The organism is Micavibrio sp. TMED2 (assembly GCA_002168225.1).
Taxonomy (GTDB): Bacteria; Pseudomonadota; Alphaproteobacteria; order TMED2; family TMED2; genus TMED2.
In genome coordinates, this window is sequence record NHBH01000001.1 from 498,790 (window position 1) to 523,835 (window position 25,046).

Consider the following 25,046-nt stretch of genomic DNA (forward strand, 5'->3'; position numbering starts at 1 on the left):
TGAACAAGGGTCTGGCATGACATCGCGCCGTACACTCCTGCTTGGTGGTCTGGGTCTGAGTGCCCTGCCGTTTATCTCCGCCTGTACCTCATCGCCGCCGCCGCTCGATGTGCCGCGCATGACGTTCCAGCAGTTCCAGCCGATCCGCTTTGATGTGGCGCGGCTTGAGGTGCGGAACAATTATCAGCCGAAATTCTTTCCGCCGAATGTGGAGCACAAGCTGGCCCAGCCGCCCTATATCGCCCTGCAGGACTGGGCACGGCGGCGGATCGAGCCTGCGGCCAATAATGGCGAGGCACTGCTGGTGATCCATAATGCCAGCATAGTCGAGCGTCAGCTTGAGGCGGCGAAGAAGCTCGGCCCCTTCACCATGTCCCAGCCGACATTTGAATATGTGGCGAATTTCGCCGTGCGCCTTGATGCGGTCTCGCCCTATTGGGATATCAACGGTTTTGCAGAAGCGCGCGCCGAGGGGCGTCTGGTGCTCGATGACCAGAGCACGCTGGATCAGCGCGACCGGGCCTTGTTCGATCTGGTTGAGCGCACGATCAATGATCTGGACCGCGAGTTCGTCAGCCAGCTTCAGCGCAATCTCGGTGCCCTGATCTCACGCTAGCGGTGGCGCTTAACGGCGCCAGAATTGCGGCAGCAGCAGCACCAGTACGGTGAACAGCTCGAGGCGTCCCAGCAGCATGCCGAATGACAGCACCCATTTGGCGGCGTCCGGCAGCGGTTTGAAGTTGCCGGCCGGGCCAATGATATTGCCGAGGCCGGGGCCGACATTGGAAATTGCCGTGGCTGCCCCGGAAATCGCCGTCAGGAAGTCGAGACCCATCAGGCCGAGGGCAATGGCGAGGATGCCAAAGCTGAGGCCGAACATGGCAAAGAAGCTCATGACGGCGAGCGGCACGTCCTCGGGAACCGGGCGGCGGTTGTAGTAGGGAATAAAGACGCCGTGGGGTTGCAGCAATTTCTGCAGCTGGGTCTTGGTAACCGCATAGAGGATCTGGAACCGGAACACCTTGATCGCACAGGTGGTCGATCCGGCACAGCCACCGATAAACATCAGGAAGAAGAACACGGTCAGCGGAAATGCGCCCCATGTGCCGTAATCCGCCGAGGCATAACCGGTACCGGTCATGACCGAGGTGACATTGAAGGCGGAGTAGCGCAGCGCCTTGCCCAGATCCTGGTAGACATAGACCCAGGTATAGAGGGTCATGGTGCCGATGGCGCTGAACAGGATGCCGATGAACCATTGGACCTGACGATCCATGATCAGCTTCATCCAGCCGCCGCGAATGGCGACTATCATCAGCACAAAAGGCAGGCAGCCGAGGATCATGAAGGTGATGGTGATGGCATCGATGATGGCGCTGTCAAAGATGCCCATGGAGTTGTCGGATGTGGCAAACCCGCCGGTCGAGATGGTGGTCAGGGCATGGGTCACCGCATCGAATGTGCCCATCCCGGCGAGGCCGTAACAAATGATGCAGAGCAGGGTCAGGGCAATATAGAGCAGGCCGATCGAGGAGGCGAGCTGGGCGGTGCGCGGCAGTACCTTGTCACTCTCGAAGGCTTCCATCTGGAACAGCTGCATCCCGCCGATGGCCAGCATGGGCAGGACCGAGATCGCCATGACGATGATACCGATGCCGCCCAGCCATTGCAGGATCGAGCGCCAGAGCAGGATGCCCGGTGGTGCGTCATCGAGCCCGACCATGACCGTGGAACCGGTGGTGGTCAGTCCGGACACCGCCTCGAAGAAGGCGTCGGTATAGCTGAGATCGAGTTCGGAGAGATGCAGTGGCAGTGCGCCGAATATGGACAGCATCAGCCAGGCGAGGTTGGTCATCAGGACCGCTTCCCGTGCCCGCCATTGCCCGCCATTCGAGGTACGGTTGGTCAGCATCAGTGAGCCGCCGATAAATACCGTCACGGTGGCGGAGATGGTGAAGACCTGCCAGTCCTGATTGCCCAGCACAAGGTCGACCAGTGCCGGCAACAGCATGGTGCCGCCCAGCGTTACTACCATAATACCAACGATGTAGAGGACGAGACGAAGGTCAAACACGGGGCAGCATCTACGGGGACAGCATCGGGTTGATCGGTCGGGACCGGAAAAATCGTTGCTGAACCAACGCCAAACCGGCGGCGGTGTCCAGCATTGATTGCATCGGCAACCGCAAAAACCGGGATTGTTTCGGGTATGCGGTGCCTAGCCGCATGCGCCAGCCTTGTCGATCAGCGCCATGAACTCGCGGCGGGTTTCCGGCATATCGCGGAAGGCACCGAGCAGACGGCTGGTTTTCATCATACCGCCCGACTTCTTGATCCCACGCATGGACATGCACTGGTGATGGGCCTCGATCACCACGGCGACACCACGTGGTTTCAGCACTTCCTGCAGGGTATCGGCGATCTGTGCGGTCATCCGTTCCTGAATCTGCAGGCGGTTGGCATAGATATCGACCAGACGGGCGAGCTTGGACAGGCCGATGATCTGCTTGTTCGGCAGATAGGCAATATGGGCGCGACCGATAACCGGCAGCATGTGGTGTTCGCAATGAGAGGTGAATTCGATATTGGTCAGGGCAATCACCTCGTCATAGCCGCCCGCCTCATCGAAAGTGGTCTCCAGTACGCTGATCGGGTCCTGCTCATAGCCCTGAAACAGCTCCTGATAGGCCTTGACCACCCGTGACGGGGTATCAACCAGCCCTTCACGGTCCGGGTTCTCGCCCGCCCAGAGCAGCAGGGTGCGCACGGCCTCTTCGGCCTCGGCACGGCTGGGTTTTGATGCCTTGCCGAGTTCGGCGTGGGTCTTGTCACCCAGATGGGCAACCGGTTTGTCGGTCAGTGGCTGGTTCATGATGCGCCGTATCTCTGTTCTGCAAGATAAGCCATGGTTGATTTGTTGACTGTATATACTTGGGTCTGCGAGCACTTGGATCAATTTTTCCGCTGCGCTTTATACAGCAAAAACAGCAACTATCCTGTCATGTAACAGGGTTTTGACAGAAGGAGAGGCAAAAATCCAGCTTCGACCAACGGCTAGTTCAGCCTGACCGCCTGATGCGGACTGTCGAGGGAGAAGGCGGGTACGGCCACATCGAACTGTTCGCCATCCGCTTTCTCCATGCCGAATGACCCGGCCATGATGCCGCTCGGCGTACTCAGCGGACAGCCGGAGCTGTACTCATAGCTCTCGCCCGGATCGAGGATCGGTTCCTCGCCGACAACACCGGGGCCGCGTACTTCCTGTTCATGGCCATTGGCATCGGTAATGCGCCAATAGCGGGTGCGCAGCTGTACCCGGTCACTGCCGTTATTCTCGATACGGATGTGATAGGCCCAGACGAAGTGGTTCTCGATCGGCGAGGACCGGTCTTCCAGAAATTCCGGTTCGACCAGAACCGTGATGTCGCGCGTGGTAGCGGAGTAATTGCTCATAAAGGGTCTTTACGGGAATTTTCCCGGTCTGATCAATCCTGAAATAGCAAAAGGCCGACATAATGTCGGCCTTTCACAAAAGCTTGGTGCTGTCATCGACCGGACCTTACCGGTCCGGTGACCGCTTAGCGCAGGATGATTTCTGCGCGGCGGTTTGATGGCTCGCGGACACCGTCAGCGGTTTCGATGAGCAGCGCGCGCTCACCACGGCCGGAGGTGGTCATCTTGTCGATGGCGATACCGCGACCGCTCAGAGCTTGTTGAACGGCAGCTGCGCGACGCTCGGACAGGCCCTGGTTGTAGGTTGCATCACCAGAGGTATCAGCGTGACCGACGATGTCGACAACTGCGCCGTCCTTGCCTTCGATGGTGCGGGCGGCATTGGCGAGAATGCTGGCGGCACTGGCAGGAATTTCAACGCTGTCGAAACCGAAGAAGACGATGAAGCGCTCGGCACCTTCAGCGGCAACCGGCTGCGCATTCATTTTGCCTTCAAGAGCAGCAATGGCAGCGCGGAACTCTTCGCGGCAAGCGCGGATGTGGTCGAGCTGGAAGCCTTCTTCCTGTTGCTCCATCCAGCAGTCAAAGCGGGTCTGGGCAACGGCAGCCTCGTTCGGGAACAGGTTGCGGGCGTCTTTGTTGAAAGCAGACATCAGGCGGCCACGGGCAACCTGCAGCTCACCTACATGGGCGTCGTCGATATCACGCTCGCTCATTTCGGTCGGAAGAACGACTTCACCCTGAGCAGCCATCAGGCCCTTGTCAGCGTGGTATTTGGCATCGCGGTAATCGTACATTTCGAACTGCTCGAAATTGGCGAGTTCGCGATACTCGGTTGCCAGAGCGCGTGTGAATTCACTGCCGACAGCTGCGGTGTCGTTCAGTTTCTCAACGTCATTGATACTGGTAGCGGCAGCACAGCCACCCAGCAGAGCAAGGGCTGCAATGGCCCCGATGAAATTTTTGAAGTGCATGTTCTTCCCCGATTAAAAGTAGTTGGGTCCTGGTACGGACTGAATGAAGACCGCATGTGGGTGCGACCGAGATGATCATTCCGAACTTTAACTAACGCTGCATCCGGTCTGGGCAACTGACGCCGCGTCAAATTATACGTGCATGGCTATACACTAAATGTCAGCCATCAGCACTATATTCCCCGCAACTATGGCCAGAATGGGGGCGGTTTCCAGCGTAAATTAAGGGGTAGGCATATGTTGTGGCGCATTTGCCACTATTGTTGCCTATGGGCAACGGTGTTGGTCTGTGAAGTGCTCATATGACCCTGACGACACATGCGAATACTGAAAACTTGCCATGCACGGTTTGTTTGAAAATTGTCGTTTGTCTGTCATGGAAGCCTGCTAGGCTCCCAGCCTATGGTTAGCTTGCTTGAAGTCATTTCAGAACGTCCCGAACATGATGCCGCGATTGAGGCATTGACCGATCTTTCCTTCGGTCCCGGTCGTTTTGCCAAGACCGCTTACCGGTTCCGCGATGGCATTGACCAGATCCGTCAGCTCGGTTTTGTGATCGAGGATGAAGCGGGCAATCTCGTGGCTTCCTTACGCTTCTGGCCTGCCATTCTGCCCGATCAGACCGAAGTGGCCCTGCTCGGCCCGATCTCCGTCTCACCGGTGCTGCGCGGCCTCGGCTATGGTCGCCGTCTGATCAACCACGGTCTGATGCGCGCCCGTGCGCTCGGTTATCCGGCGGTGGTTCTGGTCGGTGACGAGCCGTATTACCGGCAGTTCGGTTTTGTGGGCGATATCATGCACGGGTTGAACCTGCCCGGCCCGGTTGATCGTAAACGGCTGCTAGGCCTCGAATTTACCCCCGGTGTACTCGATTATCAGGCCGGCATGATCCAGCCCGCAACCGGTTCGGCGCGTCAGGCGATCAAAGGGACTGGTTGGTAAGAAACGCCCGTAGCGCCAGTAGCGTATCGGTCGGTGCCTCTTCCGGCAGGAAATGCCCACAATTCAGTTCGTGACCGCGAATATCCGTGGCGTATTGCTGCCAGATATTCATGACATCGAAGCGCTGACCGAGGAAACCCCTGCCCCACAGCACCAGTGCCGGATTGGTCACCAGATTTTTGCCGAAATCCACGGTATCGTCGATCATATCGGCGGTCGCCCCGGCCCGGTAATCCTCGCAAGAGGCGTGGATTGCCTCGGGATCGGCGAAACAGCGTTCGTATTCTTCAATGGCGGCCGGGTTGAAGGCTTCAAAATTCATTGACCATGCGGCCAGTTTCGAGCGCAGCCACCAGCCGGGATCACGCCCGATGATGGTCTCCGGGAACGGCTCCGGCTGGATCAGGAAGAACCAGTGATAGAAGCGCATGGCGATGGACTGGTCAGTCTGCTGAAAGATCGCATGGGTCGGCACAATATCGAGGAAGGCCACGCGGTTGACCCGATTGCCGTGATCGAGGCACAGGCGATGGGCGACCCGGGCACCACGATCATGGCCGACGAGGTTGAAGGTGTTGATCTCCAGCGCGGTCATCAGCCCAATAATGTCTGTTGCCATCTGGCGCTTGGAATAGCGACGGTGATTGGGGTCATTATGGAGTGGCCCGCCCGCCGGTTTACTGCTGTCGCCATAGCCGCGGAGGTCAGGCAGATAGACCGTGAAATCGGCGGCCAGATAGGGCGCAATCTCGTGCCACATCAGATGGGTTTGCGGATAGCCGTGGAGCAGGACCAGCGGCGGGCCGGTGCCGCCCTTGCGATAATGCAGCTTCACATCGCCAACCTGCTGGTGGTGGCTTTCAAAATCAGCAAGCAGTCCGGTCATATAGCCTACATCAAAAACTGCGACGGCGTTGTTGCGCCATCCTAACACCTATTAAGGTGGCATCGCTTTGCGAATACGACAAGTGGTTGATGTGACAAAGAGTTTGTCAGGTCACGGCATCATTTGAACCCGGCATCGCGCAACCGGTTCTGGAAGGCACGTGTCGCAGCCTCGGCCATAGTCCGATCCTTGATCCCGCGCACGAAAATCTTGTCGAACCCTTCACGTTTGATCATCCGGCTGATCCGAACCCTGAGGCGTTGCAGTGCCTGACCGTCGGGCAACAGTCCTGACTGGACAAAATCGACCATACGGAAGGCCTGATCGCGGAAGCTGTCAGGATCGCCCGGCTTTTCCTTCAGGAAGTCCTGTTCCTCCAGATAGAGCAGCAGGGCCTCGTCGATCAGCTGCAGGGTGCCGCGCCGCCATTCCGGGGCAATCGCCATCCGGGCAATAGAGTGATAGGCGAGGGACATACGGGCAACCCGGGCATGGTGCCCCATATTGCCGGGTAACAGCACCATCATGTCGATGCTCTGTTCCAGCGTCTGCCGGATGCTGCTGATCAGATAGCGTCGAATCTCCTGATCGTCATAGAGCTTGTACAGTGTTGTCCAGTATATCAGTCCCAGTCCGGGTTGCTGTAGAATTGCCCCTACATGGCGGATAGCACCCATGGTGTCGTTCGCGGAAATGTCGCTGTGACGGCAGAACCTGCGGGTCAGGGCGAGGATGAAATCCGGTTCGGCCAGCAGGCGATAGCAGCGCCCGGCGGTCTCGACAATCATCCGGTAGAGCTGGTCATCAAGGTTCTGGTCGCGGGCTTCGAGGGCACCGCTGTATTCAAGGGCATCGCTGACGCAATCGACCAGATGCTGTCGCGTTACCGGTAATATCCGGTATTTCAGAGCATTCTGCAGCCGTGCGATGGCGATATTGGTTTCCTGATCCTTGGTCGGTGGCTTGTTGCCCTCATTCATGTCGATGCCTTCCGCCAGCCGCAGCAAACGGATCAGCACCTCACCCAGATTGCCAGCCAGACCGATCATGTCATGAGGCAGTTCGGTGGCGTAACAGAGATCAGCGAGGAACAGGTCGAGTTGCTGGTTGAGCAGCGGATGCCGGTTCTGCTCCAGCAGCTCCATGGCCCAGCAAAATTGCTTGTGTACGCTCTCCCGGCTCAACCCGGCGGCATAAACGGCGGCACCCAGCATGCGTTTCTGGTTGGCGAGCTCGGTGGCGGGCAGCTCGCTGCTGTCGCTCAGGGTGCGGATCAGGTTGTCCAGCGTATCATCGGCTTCCGACTGCCGGATACGATGGGGCAGGGCCTCGACGATTTCCGGCAGTGACTGGACCATCTTCATGATCGTCTGGCGCCGACGCTTGAGCAGTTCACCGCTCTTGGCCTGCAGCTTGGCCGTCCGGTTGATGGCCTGACCGATCAACCGGCTTTGCTTGAGCAGGCGGTTCATATGCAGGGAGCTGTGCAGAATCTGGCCAACCAGCAGCTGGTTGCGCTCACAGTAATCCCGGAACAGCCGGTTCAGGGTCAGCCGCGCCGATGGCTCATAAAGGTCATGGGGGTCGTGACAGATCGGTGGGCTGAATGGTGGGCAGCCGAGACCGCTCTCATAAAGGCTGTTGGGGTCTTCGGACTCGCGGTTGAAGATCACCCGTGGCTGGATGGTGTCCCGCTGGTTGGGCCAGATTTTCAGCACCCGTACCCGGTGCTGGTGATCCTCCATCAGGTCCTTCTGGGCCTGACCGATGGCGAGTTCTTCACTGTCAAAGCTCGCTATGACCTTCCAGTGGCCGTTGACCCAGGCCTGGTAGTCATAAACACATTCGGCAAAGGAGCTCTTGAACGGGTCCTGCCCGCCGCTGAGCCTGCTGGTGTTGGGATGTTTGTATGTGTTCGCTTCCATAGTGCTGACATGCTGCTACGGAAGCCCCTACCGAACTCTTAATGGCCGGTTGGAAACCATGAAGTTTTTTCAGGATTCAGGCAGAATTTGGCGGCAGTGGCCGAAATCAGCCGTTTTCACGTCGCTTGAGGCGGAACAGTACCGCGCCGGGCAGCGAGATCAGCAACAGGCCGACACCGAAAGCCAGCGACAGTGCGAGTGCCTGCGCGCTGTTGATGCCCTGACTGGCAAGGGCGGTGACCATGACGCCTTCCCGCAGGCCCCAACCGGCGAACGAGATCGGTACGACCGTCGCGAACAGGGCCAGTGGTGCCACGAGCAGGGCAGTGCCAGCACCTATATCGCCAGGCAGGGCAATACCAATCAGCATGATCGATAGCAGTGGTGGCAACTGGCCGAGCATGGACAGCAGCAGCAGCCAGAGGGCGGATTTCGGCTCCAGCGTTGTGGTGCGCAACTGCCGGATCAGATTGATCGGCAATTCCTTCTGCAAGCGGCCCTCGAGATGCTGACAGAGCCAGAGCAGCAGTTTGAAACCGACAACCAGACCGACAAGGGCAACCAGCAGCAGGCCGATGGCCAGTCCGGTTGGGGTAATCCCGTTCGGTAACAGGTCAGCCAGCAGGAATGGCAGGGTCGGCAGGATGAACAGGGTCACCGTAATCAGCCCCCAGACCCGCTCGATAAACACGCTGAGCGCCCCGGCGGTATAACCGAGGCCGAGACGTTTGGCACCGATGGTGCGGACCGCGTCGCCGCCGACCGGCGGTGGCAGTATCTGGTTGAAGAACAGGCCGATAAAGATCAGCTGGGTCAGGGTGCCAATGCCCGGTTTCTGCTGTTCGGGCCAGGCAGGATCGGTGGGCCAGACATACTGCCAGCGCCAGGCATTGGCCACAACATGCACCGGCAGGATCAGCACCGCGAGTGCCAGCAGCCAGTAATTCGCCCCGTGCAGGGCGGCCAGCACATTGGTGAAATCAACACCGCTCAGGACCCATATCAACAGGCCGAGGGAGACAACGACCTGCAGTGCCAGAAACAGATATTTGGCAAGGTTGCGTTGTTCGGCTTTCGCTTCCGGCAGGGGCGCGCTAGTCATGATGTACCGATGGTCCGGCGTCTGGCTGGGGTGTCTCGCCCGTTCACTATTTACTGACCGATTGGCCCGTGTCGATATTTGATCCGAAAACCACTATCGCGGCGTGTCTGGCGGGACATTATGGCCAGCCTTTGGGTGAGGGGCTGTGGGGCCGTACTTTCCGGCTTGACGATCAGGCAGTGCTGAAACTCGCCCGTGCCGATGGCGGTATCGGCGATGGCCGTGATCTGATCGAGCGCGAGGCACAGGCGCTTGCCGGTTTTACCGGTTATCGCGATCCGCAGCTGGCGCTGCCGCTTTATCTCGGCCACGGCCCGGTGCCGGAGATGCGGCAGGGTGCCGATGACAATTTCGCCTGCTGGCTGCGCATGGGCTGTATCGAGGGACAGGTGTTCAGTTCAGATGCCCATGCGGCGCTTGATAACGCTGGTCGTGAAGTGCTGGCGCGGCAACTGGGTGCGGCGCTGGCAATATTTCACCGGTTGAGCGACCGGCATCGCGATCAGGCCCCGGTCGGTGATGATCTGGTTAGCCTGAGCCGCCGGGACTGGATATTCGGGGCCATCATGGACGATCTGCCGGAAATGGAGCGGATACGCGCAAAGCGGCTGCGTGAGCGTTACCGCCAGTTATTGCTCGATTGCCCGCAACCGGTCTGGGCCCATGGCGATGTTAATCCGAGCAACGTCATCCGCTTGCCCGGCGGCGGGATCGGTCTGGTGGATTTTGCCGAAAACGGCTGGGACCTGCCAGCGGTCGATTTCGCCCATTGGCGCACATTGGGCTGGCTTGATGAGACATTGCTGGCCAGTTACCGCGACCATGGGGGTTTGGCGGTCAGTGACGAGAGCATCCATGTGGTCGGGGCGATCAACGCCTTTATCGGGCTGGTGCTCGACCGACGGTTGGGCGACCGTCAGGCGGTCATCAATGCCGAGGCGGCGCTCAATGACTGTCTGATGGCTGCACGTCTGATTGAATGACATTCTCTGCCGGTTTGCCGCCGATGCTGGGCATTGTGGCACTGCGTGGGGCGATGATCAGGGTGATGATAAAGCCGCTGACCAGACCCGAGATATGCAGCGGCGATGAGCCATCGAGATACATCCAGTCAAAACCGGTCTGGATCAGCAGGATGATCAGTATGCCGTTGATGTCCTGCCGGGCCTGAAACAGCCGGGTCCGGCGATATGTCAGGATCGCCAGCGCCAGCACCGCACCCAGCACGCCGAAGATCGAACCGGAAGCGCCCAATGCCAGCACCGGTTGTGACTGGTCACCGAACTGATAATTGATCAGGGCGGCCACCATCGAGCCGATGCCGCTCAACAGGTAAATGGTCAGGAACCGCCAGTGACCGACCCGGCGCTCGATGCCGATCCCGAACCATGTCAGGGCCAGCATGTTGAAGCCCACATGCAGGTAATTGTAGTGCAGGAAGGTCGCCGAGAGCAGTCGCCACCATTCGCCCTGCTCGGCGGTATAGGGCCAGATGAAGATGCCGAGCGGGCCGAGATTGGTGAAATACTGCCACCAGTCGCTGTTCGCATCGACATAATCGGCAAACAGCTGGTGGATCGCGGTTTCGTGGCCATAGAAGGCGAAGGTGCCATGCATGCCGGTGGTCAGCAGAAACACGATCAGGTTGATCACGATCAGGCCGATGGCTACGCGCGGCTTGTCGACTTTGTGCCGGAAATAGGCGCGGGTATCGCTCTGTTCACGGGTCAGCTGGTCGAGCTTCTCCCGGCCCTCGGGGCCAAGGGATGGCCGTGGCTGTGGGCCGCGCTGCAGCCAGTGCTCGATCCGATGGAGCATGGCACCGCCGGTCTTGTCCTTAAGGCGATGCAGGGCGGCGCTGAAATTCTCCCAGTCGCCGCTGGCAAAATATTGCGCGCGGGCCATGAGCAATTCCTGCTCCGCGGCCGGAAAGCTGCCGAGCGGGCCGTTGATCAGGTTGAGCACCGCCGCCGTATCGCCAGCATGGGTATAGAGGCTGGCCTTGGTCAGGGCCTGCTCCGGTACGCTGGTCATGGCGCGGAACTTTGGTTCTTCCTGACGATAGGCCTCGATAGCATCATCGAGGCGGCCAAGCTCGGCCAGCGCCCGGATGCCGAGCAGCCGGATGCTAGGGTTCTTCTCGCCCGCCGCCGATCCGGCAATATCCGCCACCTGCTGATAATCGCTGCGCATCAGTGCGGCCTGCGACCGGGCGATGGCGGCACTTTTGCCGTCAGTTGCGGCGATGCTGTCGAGCAGCGCCAGCCCTTCTGCCACATTGCCCTGCTGGATCATGGCAAAGGCCGTGGACAGGGCCCTGTGGGTGCGCATTTCCGGCACCGGGATCAGAATGCCGAGCCAGTTCTCGTAACGCTGTGCTGTATCATAGTCGCGTTTGATCACGGCCTGATAGGCAATGCCGTTCAGGCGCGGGGTAACAAAACCGTAGACGATCCAGAGAATGACCGATCCGGTCACGGCAAATGGCAGCTCAAGGCTGTGCCAGACCAGTACCGCAATCGCCAGCCCGGCATACCAGGCGGCAAGCTGCATGACCCGCATTTTGCTGTAGCGGAGCGCAAAGATGCCGAAGGTGATCAGCGGCACCCACATGAAGATGATATCAGGGGTCATTACAGGATTTAGTGTGGGGTGCCATGGCGGTGAAAACAAGCAGCAAAAAAGCCGGAATATGCTTGATACCCCGGCTTTCCGTAACTTTCAAACCTGTCGGCCTTATGATGCTGCGACCTGATACATATGCACATCGCGTTGTGGGAACGGGATCGAGATATCGTTCTTATCGAAGGCTTCCTTGACCGCTTTCGGCAGGGTGAAGCTCAGTGGCCAGAAATTGGCGGCATCACACCAGACCCGAATGGTGATATCGACTGAGCTGTCACCGAGATTGGAGACCGCAACGAATGGGGCCGGTTCAGCATGGATGCGCTCTTCGGCGCTGATGACGCCCTTGATCACCTCGATTGCCTTGTCCATGTCGTCACCATAGCCGATGCCGACGATCAGTTGAACCCGGCGGGTTGCATGGTGTGAGAAGTTCTTGATGGCGGTGCCCCAGATGTCGGAGTTAGGGGTGACAATCTGGACATTATCCGGGGTGGTCAGTTCGGTGGTGAACAGGGAAACGTCTGCAACCGTACCTGACAGGCCAGCTACTTCGACGTAATCGCCAACTTTGAACGGGCGGAACAGCAGCAGCATCACGCCGGCGGCCACATTCGACAGGGTGCCCTGCAGGGCGAGACCGATGGCGAGGCCGGCAGCACCGAGGACGGCAACGAAGCTGGTCGTCTCAACGCCGAAGCGCTCAAGTACCGCGATCAGCGTGATGGCGATGACGAAATATTTTGCCATGCTGGCGAAGAAACCGCGCAGCATGCTGTCGACGCTCTTGACCCGGCTGAGGCCGCTGCGGACAGCGCGGCTGACCCAGCCTGAGACGATAAGGCCAAGGACCAGAATGACGATGGCACCGACCACATCGAGGCCGTATTCGGTGATCAGGGTAATGGCCTGATCAATGGCGGTTTGCATTGTTTCACCAGCATTTTCCATGACTGGACTCTCTTTTGTTCATGAAAGGAATGGAATATGGCGCGACTATGTAGCAACTGAGGCTGGTGGTTGCGACCAAAAACTTGCCGTAGGCGTGGCGAGCTAGGCGGGTGTCTCGGCGGTTTGCTGATTTAGTACTGACAAATCAATGTCATCCGGTCGCTTGTTCCAGAACAGGACCTGATACAGCCCGCCCTGTCGCTGAATGCAGGACAGTGCCCCGGTTGCGGTCTTGAGCGACTGATCTCGCGCGCGCAGAGCAAAGGCACCGGGCACCAGATCGAGGAAAAACCGCAGAATACCGTTGGATGAGACCAGCAACACCGTGTCATCTGCGCCATGCTGCGCCTGCAGGTCATTGACCAGCAGTTTCAGGTCGCGGCGCAGGGTGCTGAGGTCGGGTTGCCAGTCGGCGCGATCCGGCCATTGGCCACGCTCGTTCCAGGCGGTAACCGCCGCTTCGCCATGGGTTTCGACAATCTGTTCGGTGGTCTTGCCGCCCCAGCTGCCGTAATCGATCTCGCGCAGGCGGTGGTCGATGCTGATCTCGCCGCCACCGGCAATGTCGCGGATAATGGTGGCATGTTCTGCCGTGCGTTTCAGGGGGCCGGCGACGATGGCGGCGGGAGTGATCCCGGCACTGGCCAGTGCCTGTCCCACGGCCTCGGCCTGTTCGCGGCCTTTTGGCACCAATGGCAGGTCCTGATCGGCACCGACCCAGACTGGTGTGTCATCCGGGCCGAATGTATTGCCGTGACGGGCAAGCAGCAGGTTCATCTCGGGGTATCTCCCATGCTTTTCGGTTTATCTATCAAGTGGTTTCAACCAGTTCGCCTTCCTCGGCGATCAGTTTCTCAACCATGGTTACGTCATCGGGCGCATCCACCGACCAGTGGGTGCGACCGCGATAATCCACGGTGACCACCTGTATCGGAATACCGTTTTCCAGCGCCCGGAGCTGTTCCAGCTGTTCCACGGTCTCCAGCGGGCCGGGCTGCAACTGACACAGGCGCTCAAGGGTCGCCTGGCGATAGGCATAGAGGCCGATATGGCGGTAAACCGGCGGTGCATCATGCGTACCCCGGATGAACGGGATCACCCGTTTCGAGAAATACAGCGCGCGACCGGTATAATCGAAGGTGACGGTGGTACCGCCGACCTGTCCGTCGGCTTTCGATGCGACGAGATCATCGACCTGCGCCGCGCTCATGCGGGTGGCCGGGGTGGCCATGGGCAGATCGGGATTGGCCAGCATGGCATTGACCAGCGCTTCCAGAATCCAGGGCGGGGTCAGCACGGCATCCCCCTGAAGGTTCAGAATAATATCCGGCTTGTCAGCCATCTGGTTGATGGCGGCCAGCGACCGTTCGGTGCCATTGCGGCAGCTCTCGGGGGTCATCACCGCATAGCCGCCGAAACCGGTGACCAGATCGACAATCCGCTGGTCATCGGTTGCCACGATCACCTGACCCACATGGGGCACGGCACGGGCGATGCGCCAGACCCGCTCCAGCATCGGCACACCAGCAATCGGTGCCATCGGCTTGCCGGGAAAACGGGATGAGCCATAACGGGCCGGGATAATGATAGCGACGGATGGTGCGATCTGTGAGGGGGGCTGGGTTGCTTGAAAATCAGTCATTTGGCGGCAGATGTGACATAAAGTGTTGAGACAAAGTCAACATGACGTAGTGTGTTTATACAAATTACAGGAAGCGATTGAACATTTGGCTTGTTTTGCCCCAATATCCGGGTTTGTAGGTTTCAAGTTTCTCAGCGCTGTTCGGGGCATCATGTGATCGGAACAGTGTTACTAACCGGTGCATGGCGGCTTGGCCATGACTTTCCGACCGGGCACAGGGTCGGAAAAACACAAGCTGTTCTGACCATGCGTCACCACTTTGCGGCATAAAATGATCCCGGCGATATTCAAGAAAACCAGCAAAGCGAGCAGCCCGGCTGCGGGTAATGGTGCATCTGCTGCACCTGCATCTGTTCCCTCTGCCGCCGCCAATGCTGCTGTGCCGCCGACCATGACGCCGCCCAAACCGACAAATCCCGGACCGAAACCGCGCCATAAGAAGGAAGCGATTGATTATTTCCGGGTCAAAAACTGGCCGTTTTTCATCAAGTTCTCGATCGCGCCGCTGATCGCCATGGCGTTTCTGGCTGGTATCACCACCATGGGCAGTCAGGCGATTGAATCCCAGCGTCTCAATGCGAATGAGGTGGTGGAGAAGAACCTGCGCGGTGGTCTGGAGCTGTCGGCCATCAACCAGCGGCTGTTTGCGGTCAATGGTGCGCTCTATCGGGTCACCAGCCTGCTGGCCAGTGAGGCCGATGTCGATCTGGTCAGTGAGTTCGAGGCAATCCGCGATACGGTGGACAGCCTGCTCAACCGGATCGAGCGTTATCAGGCTGAATTTGCCACCCCCGAACAGCGCCAGAAGTTGCAGGAAGTCTATGAGCGGCTGGATGAGTACAAGCTCAATGTGGATACGCTCTCGGTCCTGATCGAGATCGACCTTGCCGGTGGTGTGCGCAGCATCCGTGCCTTTGACGATACCTTTGCCCGGCTGGGACAGGCGCTGAACGAGAGTGTCGAGGAAATGCGCCTTGCCGGTCAGAAGCGGGTGCTGCAGGCATCGTCGGCAGCAGAGGAAACTAAACGTGATTTCATGGCGGCATCCGGTGTTGCCCTGCTGATCGTGCTGGTTGTGGCTATCACGCTTGGTCGCGCCACGGTACTGTCGATCCGGGAAATTGCCGGTGCCACCCGTGAGCTGGCCGAGGGCAACCAGCATGTAAATATCGACCGCTTGCGCCGGATGGATGAGTTGCGGGCAATTGTGACCTCGTTGCGCACCTTCCGGGACTACATCATTCAGGCCGATAATGCCGAACAGGCCCGTGTCCGGGCCCAGCGCGAGGCTGATGCCGTGCGCCATGCCGCGCTGAAGGAAATGGCCGAAAGCATCGATCGTGAGACCGAGAAGGTGGTCAGCATCGTTGGTGCCAAGGCCGGAGAGATGCAGTCGGCGGCGATTGATATGGATGCCACCTCCGGGCGGATGGCTTCCGAGGCTTCCGAGGCCACCGAAGTGGCACAGGATGCGCTGGAAACCGCCCAGACCGTTGCCGCCGCTGCCGGTCAGCTGTCACAGGCGATTGATACCATCGCCATGGAAGTGAACCAGTCGCATACCAAGACCGAAATCGCGGTCTCGCAAACCGGTGATGTGCAATCGGTGGTCAAGGGCCTCGCCGATACCGCAGCCCAGATCGGTTCGGTGGTCGAGATCATCTCCAGCATTGCCGACCAGACCAATATGCTGGCGCTCAACGCGACGATTGAGGCGGCGCGGGCCGGTGAGGCCGGTCGCGGTTTTGCCGTGGTTGCCTCCGAGGTCAAAGGCCTCGCCCAGCAGACTGCCGATGCGACGAGCGAGATCGCCGGGCAGGTTGAGGCAATTCAGGCCAGCAGTGAGAAGGCGGCCGCCACCTTCTCCGATGTCACCCAGACAATTCGCGACCTTGGTGAAATCTCGAATACCATTGCCGCCAGCATCAATGAGCAGATGGCGTCGACCCAGGAAATCGCCTCGGCCATTCGCCATTCTGCCAATGTCAGCCAGGACGTTGCCAACCGTATGCAGCGGCTGTTGCAGGAAGTCGGCGAAACCAGCCGTCTGGCCCAGTTCGTCAAGAGCAATGCCGATGAACTCAGCACCGAGACCAGCGAGCTTGGCAATATCCTGACCAGTATCGTTCGGGAAGCGACGATCAAGCAGGAACGCGGCACGCACGATCACGAATGATCCTGCCCCCGTACCGATCAGACCGGCATGACAGCGGCATCAATTACGTAAATTACCTCACAAGCACCCGGTCCGTTATCGCGCCGGGATAGTGAGCTCTGCCATCGCCAGCCATCATCGCGTTCAATCCGGATCAGATAGCCGCTGAGGCGCAGCAACTCATTGGCGCGAACGCCCAGCATAATGCGCCGGTTGTTACCGGTGGCCGGGACGATATGGCAGTTGCTAAAATTATCGAAGATTTGATGCTCGGCAACCGGCGGGGCACCGCGCCATGACACATAGCCGAAGCGCCAGTGCTGGCCGATCGACAGTTTCTCGATCACGGCGGTATCCGACATCGGCCCCCAGCCGAAGGCGATATCGAGGGGAGAATAGCGGGCGCTGGCATCCCAGCGATAGCGTTTGGTCGAGAGTACCCGCGCGGTTATATCAAAGCTGGCAAGCCCGGTAATAACCTCGCCGTCTTCATCCTTCAGCACCAGCGGTGGGATCTTCTGCTGCAAGGGCGGATCGGGAGCGATCTGCACACCCGGCGGCGGGGCCGGGGCCGCGCCCTGGCCACATGCGGTCAGGGTGGCGGGCAGGGCAAGCGTGGCAGTGGCCGCGGTCAGGCTACGGAGGAAGGATCGGCGGTGATGCGATGGTTCCTGCATTATTGATACATGCTGTATTTCCCGCAGCGCACAAATTTACCAGTTGCGAAGGTCGGCTTGTGCAACCACGTCAGTAATCAAACCCACCAACTGGGATTACTGCGGCATCGGCAGTCGCTGTCGCTTCGCCGCTTAATCCGGAACACAGGAACATTACCATGACTGACGCGCATAATTCTGTGCTTTTCGAGACTGTTGCCTTTGGCTCTATCAAATCTGCCAACCGGGTGCTGATGGCCCCATTGACCCGCAACCGGGCCAATCCCGACGGTACGCCCGGTGATCTCGCCGCCGAATATTACACCCAGCGGGCCGGGGCCGGTGTGATTATCACCGAGGCGACGCAGATCAGCCCTTTCGGTAAGGGATACCTCAATACGCCCGGTATTCATTCACCCGAACAGGTTGCCAAATGGCGCGAGACTACCGAGGCGGTCCATGCCGCCGGTGGCAAGATCGTGCTCCAGCTCTGGCATGTGGGCCGGATCAGCCATACCTCACTGCTGCCGAATGGTGAGCAACCGATGGCCCCCTCGGCTATTCGGGCCAAGTCCCAGACCTTTATCGAGACGGGCATGACCGATGTATCCGAACCGCGCGCCATGACCGTTGAGGATATCAAAACGACAATCGGGCAATATCGTCAGGCTGCCGAGAATGCCAAGGCGGCGGGGTTTGACGGCGTCGAGGTTCACGGTGCCAATGGTTATCTGCTCGATCAGTTCCTGCGTGATGGCAGCAACAAGCGCAGTGACAGCTATGGCGGTCCGGTTGAAAACCGCATCCGGTTGCTGGATGAGGTGGTCGAGGCCGTGGTTGATGTGCTTGGCGCTGACCGGGTCGGTGTCCGCCTGTCGCCGACCGGCGGTTTCAACGATATGAGTGACAGCAACCCGACCGAAACCTTTGTCGCCGCAGCCAAGGCGCTTGGTCGCTACGGCCTTGCCTATCTGCATGTGGTCGAGAAATTCCCCGGAGAGGAACAAACTGCTGAGAACAAGACGGTGATCAAGGCGGTGCGGGCGGCATGGTCCGGTGCCTATATCGCCAATGGCGATTATGATGCCGATGAGGCGGCAGCGGCGATCAGGGATGGTCATGCGACAGCCGTTGCTTTCGGTCGGCCGTTTATTGCTAACCCGGATCTGCCCAAACGCTTCAAACTGGCGGCTGACCTCAATGAACCGGATCAGCAGACCTTCTATGGTGGCAATGAGAAGGGCTATACCGATTATCCGGCACTGGCGGATGAACAGGCCGCATAAGCCACAATCCGTACCGATAAAGTGAAGGGGCGCTGTCAGCGCCTCTTTTCTTTTGTCCGCTCATCGGTATCTTCCGCCCTCATGAGTGATCACGAAACGCCCCCAGACGACAAGGCAGACAAAAACACAGGTGAAACCGGCCCGGAACCGCGCTGGCGCGAGGATGGTGCGCTGGTCTCCGACCGGTTTGGCGATGTCTATTTCTCCCGCGATGGCGGGCTGGACGAGACACGCCATGTGTTTCTGAAAGGCTGTGGCCTGCCCGAGCGGTGGCAGAACCGGGATCACTTCACCATTGCCGAGACCGGGTTTGGCACCGGTCTCAACATGCTGGCCACATGGCAGGCCTTTCGCGACAGCCCGGGTCAGTGCCGGCAACTGAACCTGATTTCGGTCGAGGCCTATCCGCTGACCAAGTCGGATATGACCCGTGCCCTTGATGAATGGCCCGAGCTGGGCGATCTGCGCGCCGGGCTGCTGACCCAGTATCCACCGCCGGAGCCGGGTGTGCACCGGCTGGTGTTTGACGGTGGGCGGGTGTGTCTGACCCTGCTGATCGGTGAGGCGGCGGCCATGTTTGGCCAGTTGCAGGCGCGTGTCGATGCGTGGTTTCTCGATGGTTTTTCGCCCTCGAAGAACCCGGAGATGTGGCGCGAGGAAGTCATGGATCAGGTGGCTCGGTTGAGTGCTCCGGATGCTGTGGCGGCGAGCTTTACCGTCGCCCGCGCGGTTCGCGACCGACTCTCGGCCCGCGGCTTTGCCTGTAACAAGGCTCCCGGTTTCGGGCGCAAGCGCGATATGCTGGTGGCGCACCGGGAAGCGCTGATCCGACCGGAGCCGCTGCCTGACCGGCGCTTTGCCATTATCGGTGCCGGGATTGCCGGATCGGCGATGGCGGCGGCACTGGCCGCGCGCGGACAGGCGGTAACGGTTATCGATCCGCATCCGGGGCTGGAGCGGGCGGCATCGGGCAATCCGGTGGGCATCGTTATGCCACGCCTGCATCTGGGTGATGATCCGGTCAGCGATTTCAACCGCAGCGCCTGGCGCTTTGCGACGGCGTGGTATGATCGCCTGCCGCTGGTTGATGGCGCGCCTGCTCTAACCGATTGCGGTGTCCTGCAACTGGCCCGTGACGGTGATGAGGCAGCGCGGTTCCAGCGTCTCGCCCGTCTGCCCAATGTGGCGAGCCGCAGCGGCACGGTGGTTGATGGCGAACAGGTGTGTTTCCTGACCGGTACAGGCAATGAGCATGGCGGACTGTGGCTGCCCGAGGCGGGCTGGGTCCGCCCCCATCGCCTGTGTCAGGCCCTGCGCCAGCATGAGGCGATTACTGTGATTGACAAGGCTGTTGCCCGGATTAGGCCAAGCGATAGTGGCTGGGACCTGTTCGATGCGACGGGTGAGGTGATGCTGAGTGCCGATGTGGTGATTGTCGCCAATGGGCTGGACAGTCGCCTTTATTCGCAACTGGACTGGCAGCCGCTGCGTCCGAAACGTGGCCAGATCACTGAACTGGCCGCCGAGGCGGGCCACGGTCCGAACTGCATCACCACCTTCGGACATTATCTCTCACCGGTCATTGATGGCCGCCGGATTGTCGGGGCGAGCTATGACCACTGGGATGACGCGATCCCGGCCAACTGGCCGGATGTGCGCGATGACAGCGATGAGGGCAACCGTGCGGCGCTGGCTGCCGCCATGCCGGCACTTGCCGGGATGCTCGGGCATGTGATCGACAGCCGGGCGGCGCTGCGTGCCACGACCCCGGACCATCTGCCGCTCGCCGGACCGGCCCCTGACCCGGAAAATATCGCTGCGGTCCTGCCGGGCCTTTATCTGCTCACCGGCCTCGGCTCAACCGGCCTCGTTACTGCCCCGATCTGTGCCGAAACCATCTGCGCCAGCCTGTTTGACGAACCCCTGTCCATGGCCGACACCACGGCAGCCGCCATCGCCCCCGCCCGATTTCTCGAGCGGGCCGCCAAGCGCGGACAGGTAACGGTTTAGGCCGGTTTACTCGTCGCCCATCTTGAGGGCGGCGATGAAGGCGCTTTGGGGGATTTCGACATTGCCGAACTGGCGCATCTTTTTCTTACCCGCCTTCTGTTTCTCCAGCAGCTTGCGCTTCCGGCTGATGTCGCCGCCATAGCATTTCGCGGTCACGTCCTTGCGCATGGCAGAGACGGTCTCACGGGCGATGACCTTGCCACCGATCGCGGCCTGAATGGCGATCTTGAACAGCTGTTTCGGGATCAGGTCCTTGAGGCGTTCGCACAGGTCGCGGCCACGCTTTTCGGCCACCGAGCGGTGCACCATCATGGCGAGCGCGTCCACCGGCTCCTGATTGACCATGATGTTCATCTTGACCAGATCATCGGCCCGGTAGTCATCCATCTGGTAGTCAAAGCTGGCATAGCCGCGGCTGATTGATTTCAGACGGTCATAGAAGTCGAAGACCACTTCCGACAGCGGCAGGCGATAGACCACCATGGCCCGGTTGCCGGCATAGGTCAGGTCGATCTGTTCACCGCGCCGGTCCTGACACAGTTTCAGGATGCCGCCGAGATAATCATCCGGGACGAGGATGGTGGCCTTGATCCACGGCTCCTCGATCTTGTCGATATGCACCACATCCGGCATATCGGCGGGGTTGTACATCTCGATCATTTTCCCGTCGGTCTTGTGGATGCGATAGACCACGGACGGGGCGGTAGCGATCATGTCGAGATTGAACTCGCGGTCGAGGCGCTCCTGAATGATTTCCATATGCAGCAGGCCGAGGAAGCCGCAGCGGAAACCGTAGCCGAGTGCTGCCGAGGTTTCGGCCTCGTAATGGAAGCTGGCATCGTTGAGGCGGAGTTTGCCAAGGCTGTCGCGCAGATGCTCGAACTCGGAGCTGTCAGCCGGGAACAGGGAGCAGAAGACGACCGGAATGGACGGTTGGAAGCCGGGCAGCATCTCACTGGCCGGTTTCTTGGCATCGGTGATGGTGTCACCGACCCGTGCATCCTGAATGTCCTTCATACCGGCGGTCAGGAAGCCCATCTCGCCGGGGCCGAGTTGGCCGATAATCTGTGGTTTGGGTGAGAACACGCCGACCCGGTCGAGCAGTCGCTCGGCACCCGTGGACATGAATTTCACGGTCTGGCCAGTTTTCAGTGTGCCCTGCATCATGCGGATCAGCATGACGACACCGAGATAGCTGTCATACCAGCTGTCGACGAGCAGCGCCTGCGGGCGGCTCTCCGGTTCATATTCCGGTGGATTCAGGCGCTTGACGATGGCTTCGAGCAGGTCATGGATGCCCTCGCCGGTCTTGGCCGAACACAGGATGGCGTCAGAGGCGTCGATGCCGATCACATCCTCGATCTGTTCGCGCACCCGGTCTGGTTCCGCGGCGGGCAGGTCGATCTTGTTGATCACCGGGATGATCTCGTGATCGTTCTCGATCGCCTTGTAGACATTGGCCAGCGTCTGGGCCTCAACGCCCTGACTGGCATCGACGATCAGCAGCGAGCCTTCGCAGGCCGCAAGCGACCGGCTGACCTCATAGGCGAAGTCGACATGGCCCGGGGTGTCCATCAGGTTGAGCTGGTATTCGATCCCGTCATCGGCCTTGTACAGCAGGCGCACGGATTGCGCCTTGATCGTGATGCCGCGTTCACGCTCGATATCCATGCTGTCGAGCACCTGCGAGCTCATCTCGCGTTCGTTCAGCCCGCCGCAGGTCTCGATCAGACGGTCGGCAAGGGTGGATTTGCCATGGTCGATATGGGCGATGATGGCAAAGTTGCGGATATGGTCACGTGTGGCCATGAACGGAATGCTCTTGCAAAAACGGGGTTGGGACAGGTTTGGCCGCATGTTTAGCGGCTAATGCGCCTTATCGCCATTAAATAGAGTGAAACCGGGGAAACAGCAATCACCGGACGTCGTTTCTGGCGGTTTCATCGCCGATCACACGGTTTTGATCCGATTGGGGCAGTGCAGAGGCGGCGAAAGGCCGTTCTATTGGCAACAATCTTTCAACAAAATGCTTGAGATAGGCAGAACCGCATTGCTCAATTCCCTGATGCCTCTAGTGTTTGATATGGTATCGAGGACTGTCTGCCAGCTTGCGTATGTTTGTTTGCTGTCTCAGGCAGGGTTACCGGTCCGGTTCACGGGGTATCTCCGGTTCATGTTTGGTGAGTTTTAGATGACGTCAGATTCCGATAACAAACAGGGTGGCAAGCCAGCCGGCAATAACGGCTCTGACGAATTCGATGACTTCGACGATTTCGACGATTTTGATGATTTCGACGAGGCTGCCGGGCTGGACCAGTTCGGTGATGATGATGACCCCTTCGCCGATGATGGCGAGATAGATGATGAACTCGAGGAAGTAGCAGCAGAGCTTGATGCCGAAGTCGATGCCATGGCCGATGATGACGGACCAGCGGCAGAGCCGCATATGGATGATGATTTCGACGATATTTCCGATGAAATCGCCGATGACATGAATGCACCGGCACCGGGCGAGCCTGAGGCTGCCGAACCGGCAGAGCCGCTCGCGGCGAGTGCTGATAACGATGATAGCGGTGACGATTTCGAGTCTGATGATTTCGAGGCTGATGACTTTGCCGCTGAGCCGGTTGCTGCAGCAGATGCAGATGATGGATCAGATGACGATGCCGGGTCAGATGATGATTTCGAGACTGACGAATTTGACGCCGATGAGTTTACGGCAGGCGCGGATGCCGATGCGGTATCGGGCACAGAGGCTGCCGACGATGATCATGATGATGAATTCGCGGCAGAGACTGACGATTTCGAAACGGCGGATGCCGCATTGGATAATGAGGTTCCGGCAGCAGCGGTTGATGAGCCGGAGCCTGTAACCCCTGACATCGACATTGAACCTGAAGCCGAGATTGAGGCCGCGGTTGAACAGGCAGCAGCGCCAGAAGCGTCGGCTGATAATGATCTGGATGCGATGCTCAGCGCCAAATCATCGCGAACCGATGGTTTTGATGATTTTGAAGAACCGGTACCGACACCGGCAGATGTGCCTGATGATATGGCCGCATCTGCGGATATGTCAGGTTTTGATAGCGGCGATAGTGCTGGGGATGATGATGATCTGATGCCGAGCAGTGATGCCGTTGCCGGTCTTGGTGATGATGATGGCATCAGCCCGTCTGAAACTACCGCTGACATAGCTGCGGAACCAGTTGTCGAGCAGGAAGCCGACGATGACGACATGGTCGCGGCCTCTGCAGATGCGGAGCCGGTGGATCTTGGTGATCAGGATGACGACGAGTTTGCCACGGCCGGTGCTGTGGCTGGTGCTGCAGCTGCTGCGGCTGTCATGGTTGATGAAACCGCCCGAGACTTTGATGACGAGGATGATGAAGACGAGGCCCCACCGCCGCCACCGCGCGCAAAGAAGAAAAAGCGTCAACGTGGACCGGGTGTACCGCTGATCGACATTGGTGAAGGCGGTTTCCACAAGCTCGCCGAGGCCTATCCAAAGCGGCTGCGGGCCGTTCATGACCTGGCTGTCCGCAAGCTGACCGAGAAGGGGCTGAAATTTGTCGATGGTGCCTGCAAGAAGTGGGCTGACAAGGCATCCGTACCCTATCGTCTGGAGATTGACGGTGTTTCCACGGCCCTGCAGGGCGATCCCGGCACCTATGTTATCAATCTGGCCTTTGAGATGGCCTGCACAACCGGCGCGGTCGAGGACCCCGAGGGCGGCAGCCGTCTGCTGCATACACTCGACTGGAAACTGGACGGACTTGGCCGACTTGCCGTTGCTGCTCGCCGACATGCGCCAGCCGGTATGTGGGTCAATGTCACCTGGCCCGGCTATGTCGGGTGTCTGCAGGGCGTGGCACCCGGACGGTTTGCCGCTGCCATCAACCATGCGCCGATCAATGGCAAGGGCCCTGGCTATCTCGCCTGGCCGATGAGCAAGCTGAAATGGTGGGGACAGAAGGGCGTGCCGCCGGGCCTGCTGTTGCGCAAGGTCTTTGATGAATGTGAGGACTTTGATTCTGCGGTTGAAATGATCGAGCGGACCCCGATTGCCTATCCGGCCATCTTCTCGGTTCTCGGCACGCAGGAGGGTGAGTTTTCGATCATTGAACGGACCGAAAATTCCAAGAGCACGCAAAAACGCGCGCCCGCTGTTACCAACCACTGGTTGAACAATGAGTTCCGCGGCACGGTTATGGCCTATCAGAGCAATGAGCGTCTGGTCGCCATGAAGAGTCGGATCAACAAGGGGATCGATGCCGATGAATGGCTGGTCCACCCGATCCTCAACCCCGAAACCCGGCTTGCGGTTGATCTGAACCCGACAACCGGACGGATGCGCATTCGCGGGTATCAGGGGCTGCAGCCGACCACCAGTCTGCTCGATATCTACGCCGACTGATCAGTTTACGGCATAACTGCCATGT

At 59.4% G+C, this 25,046-nt stretch carries 20 protein-coding genes; 7 read left to right on the plus strand and 13 right to left on the minus strand.

The genetic code is table 11. The annotated features are described in order from the left end of the window. Positions 1 to 16 precede the first annotated feature (16 nt). The gene (locus CBB62_02435; GenBank protein ID OUT41233.1) at positions 17 to 616 is read left to right on the plus strand and encodes a hypothetical protein; all 600 of its coding nucleotides are present in this window, start codon (positions 17 to 19) and stop codon (positions 614 to 616) included. 9 nt (positions 617 to 625) lie between these two features. Here the strand turns inward: CBB62_02435 and CBB62_02440 are convergent, their stop codons facing one another. The 4 genes from CBB62_02440 to CBB62_02455 form a co-directional block, all read right to left on the minus strand. Continuing rightward, a complete protein-coding gene (locus CBB62_02440) occupies positions 626 to 2,035 on the minus strand; it encodes a potassium transporter TrkH (protein OUT42601.1) in 1,410 nt (469 codons plus the stop codon). Positions 2,036 to 2,218: 183 nt separating this feature from the next. After that, entirely contained in the window at positions 2,219 to 2,872 is a 654-nt protein-coding gene (locus CBB62_02445; protein ID OUT41234.1) for a GTP cyclohydrolase I FolE, read from the minus strand. A gap of 182 nt (positions 2,873 to 3,054) precedes the next feature. Beyond that, complete coding sequence (locus tag CBB62_02450) at positions 3,055 to 3,453, minus strand: Co2+/Mg2+ efflux protein ApaG (protein OUT41235.1); 399 nt, start codon at positions 3,451 to 3,453, stop codon at positions 3,055 to 3,057. A 125-nt stretch (positions 3,454 to 3,578) separates the two neighbouring features. Then, positions 3,579 to 4,427 carry a hypothetical protein gene (locus tag CBB62_02455; protein ID OUT41236.1) on the minus strand — a complete coding sequence of 283 codons (849 nt, stop codon included), beginning with the start codon at positions 4,425 to 4,427 and terminating at the stop codon, positions 3,579 to 3,581. A 402-nt stretch (positions 4,428 to 4,829) separates the two neighbouring features. On the opposite strand from CBB62_02455, the gene CBB62_02460 reads away from it, so the two are divergent. Further along, the gene (locus tag CBB62_02460; protein ID OUT41237.1) at positions 4,830 to 5,369 is read left to right on the plus strand and encodes a hypothetical protein; all 540 of its coding nucleotides are present in this window, start codon (positions 4,830 to 4,832) and stop codon (positions 5,367 to 5,369) included. Here the strand turns inward: CBB62_02460 and CBB62_02465 are convergent. The 3 genes from CBB62_02465 to CBB62_02475 all read right to left on the minus strand — a co-directional run bounded on the left by CBB62_02465 (position 5,350) and on the right by CBB62_02475 (position 9,282). Then, positions 5,350 to 6,255, minus strand: coding sequence for an alpha/beta hydrolase (locus CBB62_02465; GenBank protein OUT41238.1), 906 nt, complete (start codon positions 6,253 to 6,255; stop codon positions 5,350 to 5,352). The two genes, CBB62_02460 and CBB62_02465, sit on opposite strands and share 20 nt — an antisense overlap. A 119-nt stretch (positions 6,256 to 6,374) precedes the next feature. Then, a complete protein-coding gene (locus tag CBB62_02470; GenBank protein OUT41239.1) occupies positions 6,375 to 8,180 on the minus strand; it encodes a hypothetical protein in 1,806 nt (601 codons plus the stop codon). A 106-nt stretch (positions 8,181 to 8,286) separates the two neighbouring features. Further along, positions 8,287 to 9,282, minus strand: a complete 996-nt coding sequence (locus CBB62_02475; GenBank protein ID OUT41240.1) for a hypothetical protein — start codon at positions 9,280 to 9,282, stop codon at positions 8,287 to 8,289. A 179-nt stretch (positions 9,283 to 9,461) separates the two neighbouring features. Here CBB62_02475 and CBB62_02480 point away from each other — a divergent pair, with 179 nt between their 5' ends. Next, positions 9,462 to 10,265: a hypothetical protein gene (locus CBB62_02480; protein ID OUT41241.1), complete on the plus strand. Its 804-nt coding sequence runs from the start codon at positions 9,462 to 9,464 to the stop codon at positions 10,263 to 10,265. Here the strand turns inward: CBB62_02480 and CBB62_02485 are convergent. From CBB62_02485 to CBB62_02500, 4 genes are all read right to left on the minus strand, one after another. Continuing rightward, on the minus strand, positions 10,228 to 11,916 hold the full coding sequence (locus CBB62_02485; GenBank protein ID OUT41242.1) for a hypothetical protein: 1,689 nt from the start codon (positions 11,914 to 11,916) through the stop codon (positions 10,228 to 10,230). The genes CBB62_02480 and CBB62_02485 overlap by 38 nt on opposite strands. Before the next feature lie 102 nt (positions 11,917 to 12,018). Further along, the gene (locus tag CBB62_02490; protein OUT42602.1) at positions 12,019 to 12,837 is read right to left on the minus strand and encodes a mechanosensitive ion channel protein MscS; all 819 of its coding nucleotides are present in this window, start codon (positions 12,835 to 12,837) and stop codon (positions 12,019 to 12,021) included. Positions 12,838 to 12,960: 123 nt separating this feature from the next. Continuing rightward, on the minus strand, positions 12,961 to 13,635 hold the full coding sequence (locus tag CBB62_02495; GenBank protein ID OUT41243.1) for a hypothetical protein: 675 nt from the start codon (positions 13,633 to 13,635) through the stop codon (positions 12,961 to 12,963). Between the two features lie 34 nt (positions 13,636 to 13,669). Next, on the minus strand, positions 13,670 to 14,500 hold the full coding sequence (locus CBB62_02500) for a 3-deoxy-D-manno-octulosonate cytidylyltransferase (protein OUT41244.1): 831 nt from the start codon (positions 14,498 to 14,500) through the stop codon (positions 13,670 to 13,672). Between the two features lie 271 nt (positions 14,501 to 14,771). On the opposite strand from CBB62_02500, the gene CBB62_02505 reads away from it, so the two are divergent. After that, the gene (locus tag CBB62_02505) at positions 14,772 to 16,676 is read left to right on the plus strand and encodes a hypothetical protein (protein OUT41245.1); all 1,905 of its coding nucleotides are present in this window, start codon (positions 14,772 to 14,774) and stop codon (positions 16,674 to 16,676) included. A gap of 17 nt (positions 16,677 to 16,693) precedes the next feature. Here the strand turns inward: CBB62_02505 and CBB62_02510 are convergent, their stop codons facing one another. After that, positions 16,694 to 17,332, minus strand: coding sequence for a hypothetical protein (locus tag CBB62_02510; protein ID OUT41246.1), 639 nt, complete (start codon positions 17,330 to 17,332; stop codon positions 16,694 to 16,696). A gap of 158 nt (positions 17,333 to 17,490) precedes the next feature. Between CBB62_02510 and CBB62_02515 the strand changes: the two genes are divergently transcribed. Further along, positions 17,491 to 18,597 carry an alkene reductase gene (locus CBB62_02515; GenBank protein OUT41247.1) on the plus strand — a complete coding sequence of 369 codons (1,107 nt, stop codon included), beginning with the start codon at positions 17,491 to 17,493 and terminating at the stop codon, positions 18,595 to 18,597. Positions 18,598 to 18,678: 81 nt separating this feature from the next. After that, positions 18,679 to 20,607, plus strand: a complete 1,929-nt coding sequence (locus tag CBB62_02520) for a bifunctional tRNA (5-methylaminomethyl-2-thiouridine)(34)-methyltransferase MnmD/FAD-dependent 5-carboxymethylaminomethyl-2-thiouridine(34) oxidoreductase MnmC (GenBank protein OUT41248.1) — start codon at positions 18,679 to 18,681, stop codon at positions 20,605 to 20,607. A gap of 6 nt (positions 20,608 to 20,613) precedes the next feature. Here CBB62_02520 and CBB62_02525 read toward each other — a convergent pair whose 3' ends face one another. Then, positions 20,614 to 22,416: an elongation factor 4 gene (locus tag CBB62_02525; protein OUT41249.1), complete on the minus strand. Its 1,803-nt coding sequence runs from the start codon at positions 22,414 to 22,416 to the stop codon at positions 20,614 to 20,616. Positions 22,417 to 22,798: 382 nt separating this feature from the next. Between CBB62_02525 and CBB62_02530 the strand changes: the two genes are divergently transcribed. Continuing rightward, complete coding sequence (locus CBB62_02530; GenBank protein ID OUT41250.1) at positions 22,799 to 25,021, plus strand: hypothetical protein; 2,223 nt, start codon at positions 22,799 to 22,801, stop codon at positions 25,019 to 25,021. Positions 25,022 to 25,046: the final 25 nt, after the last annotated feature.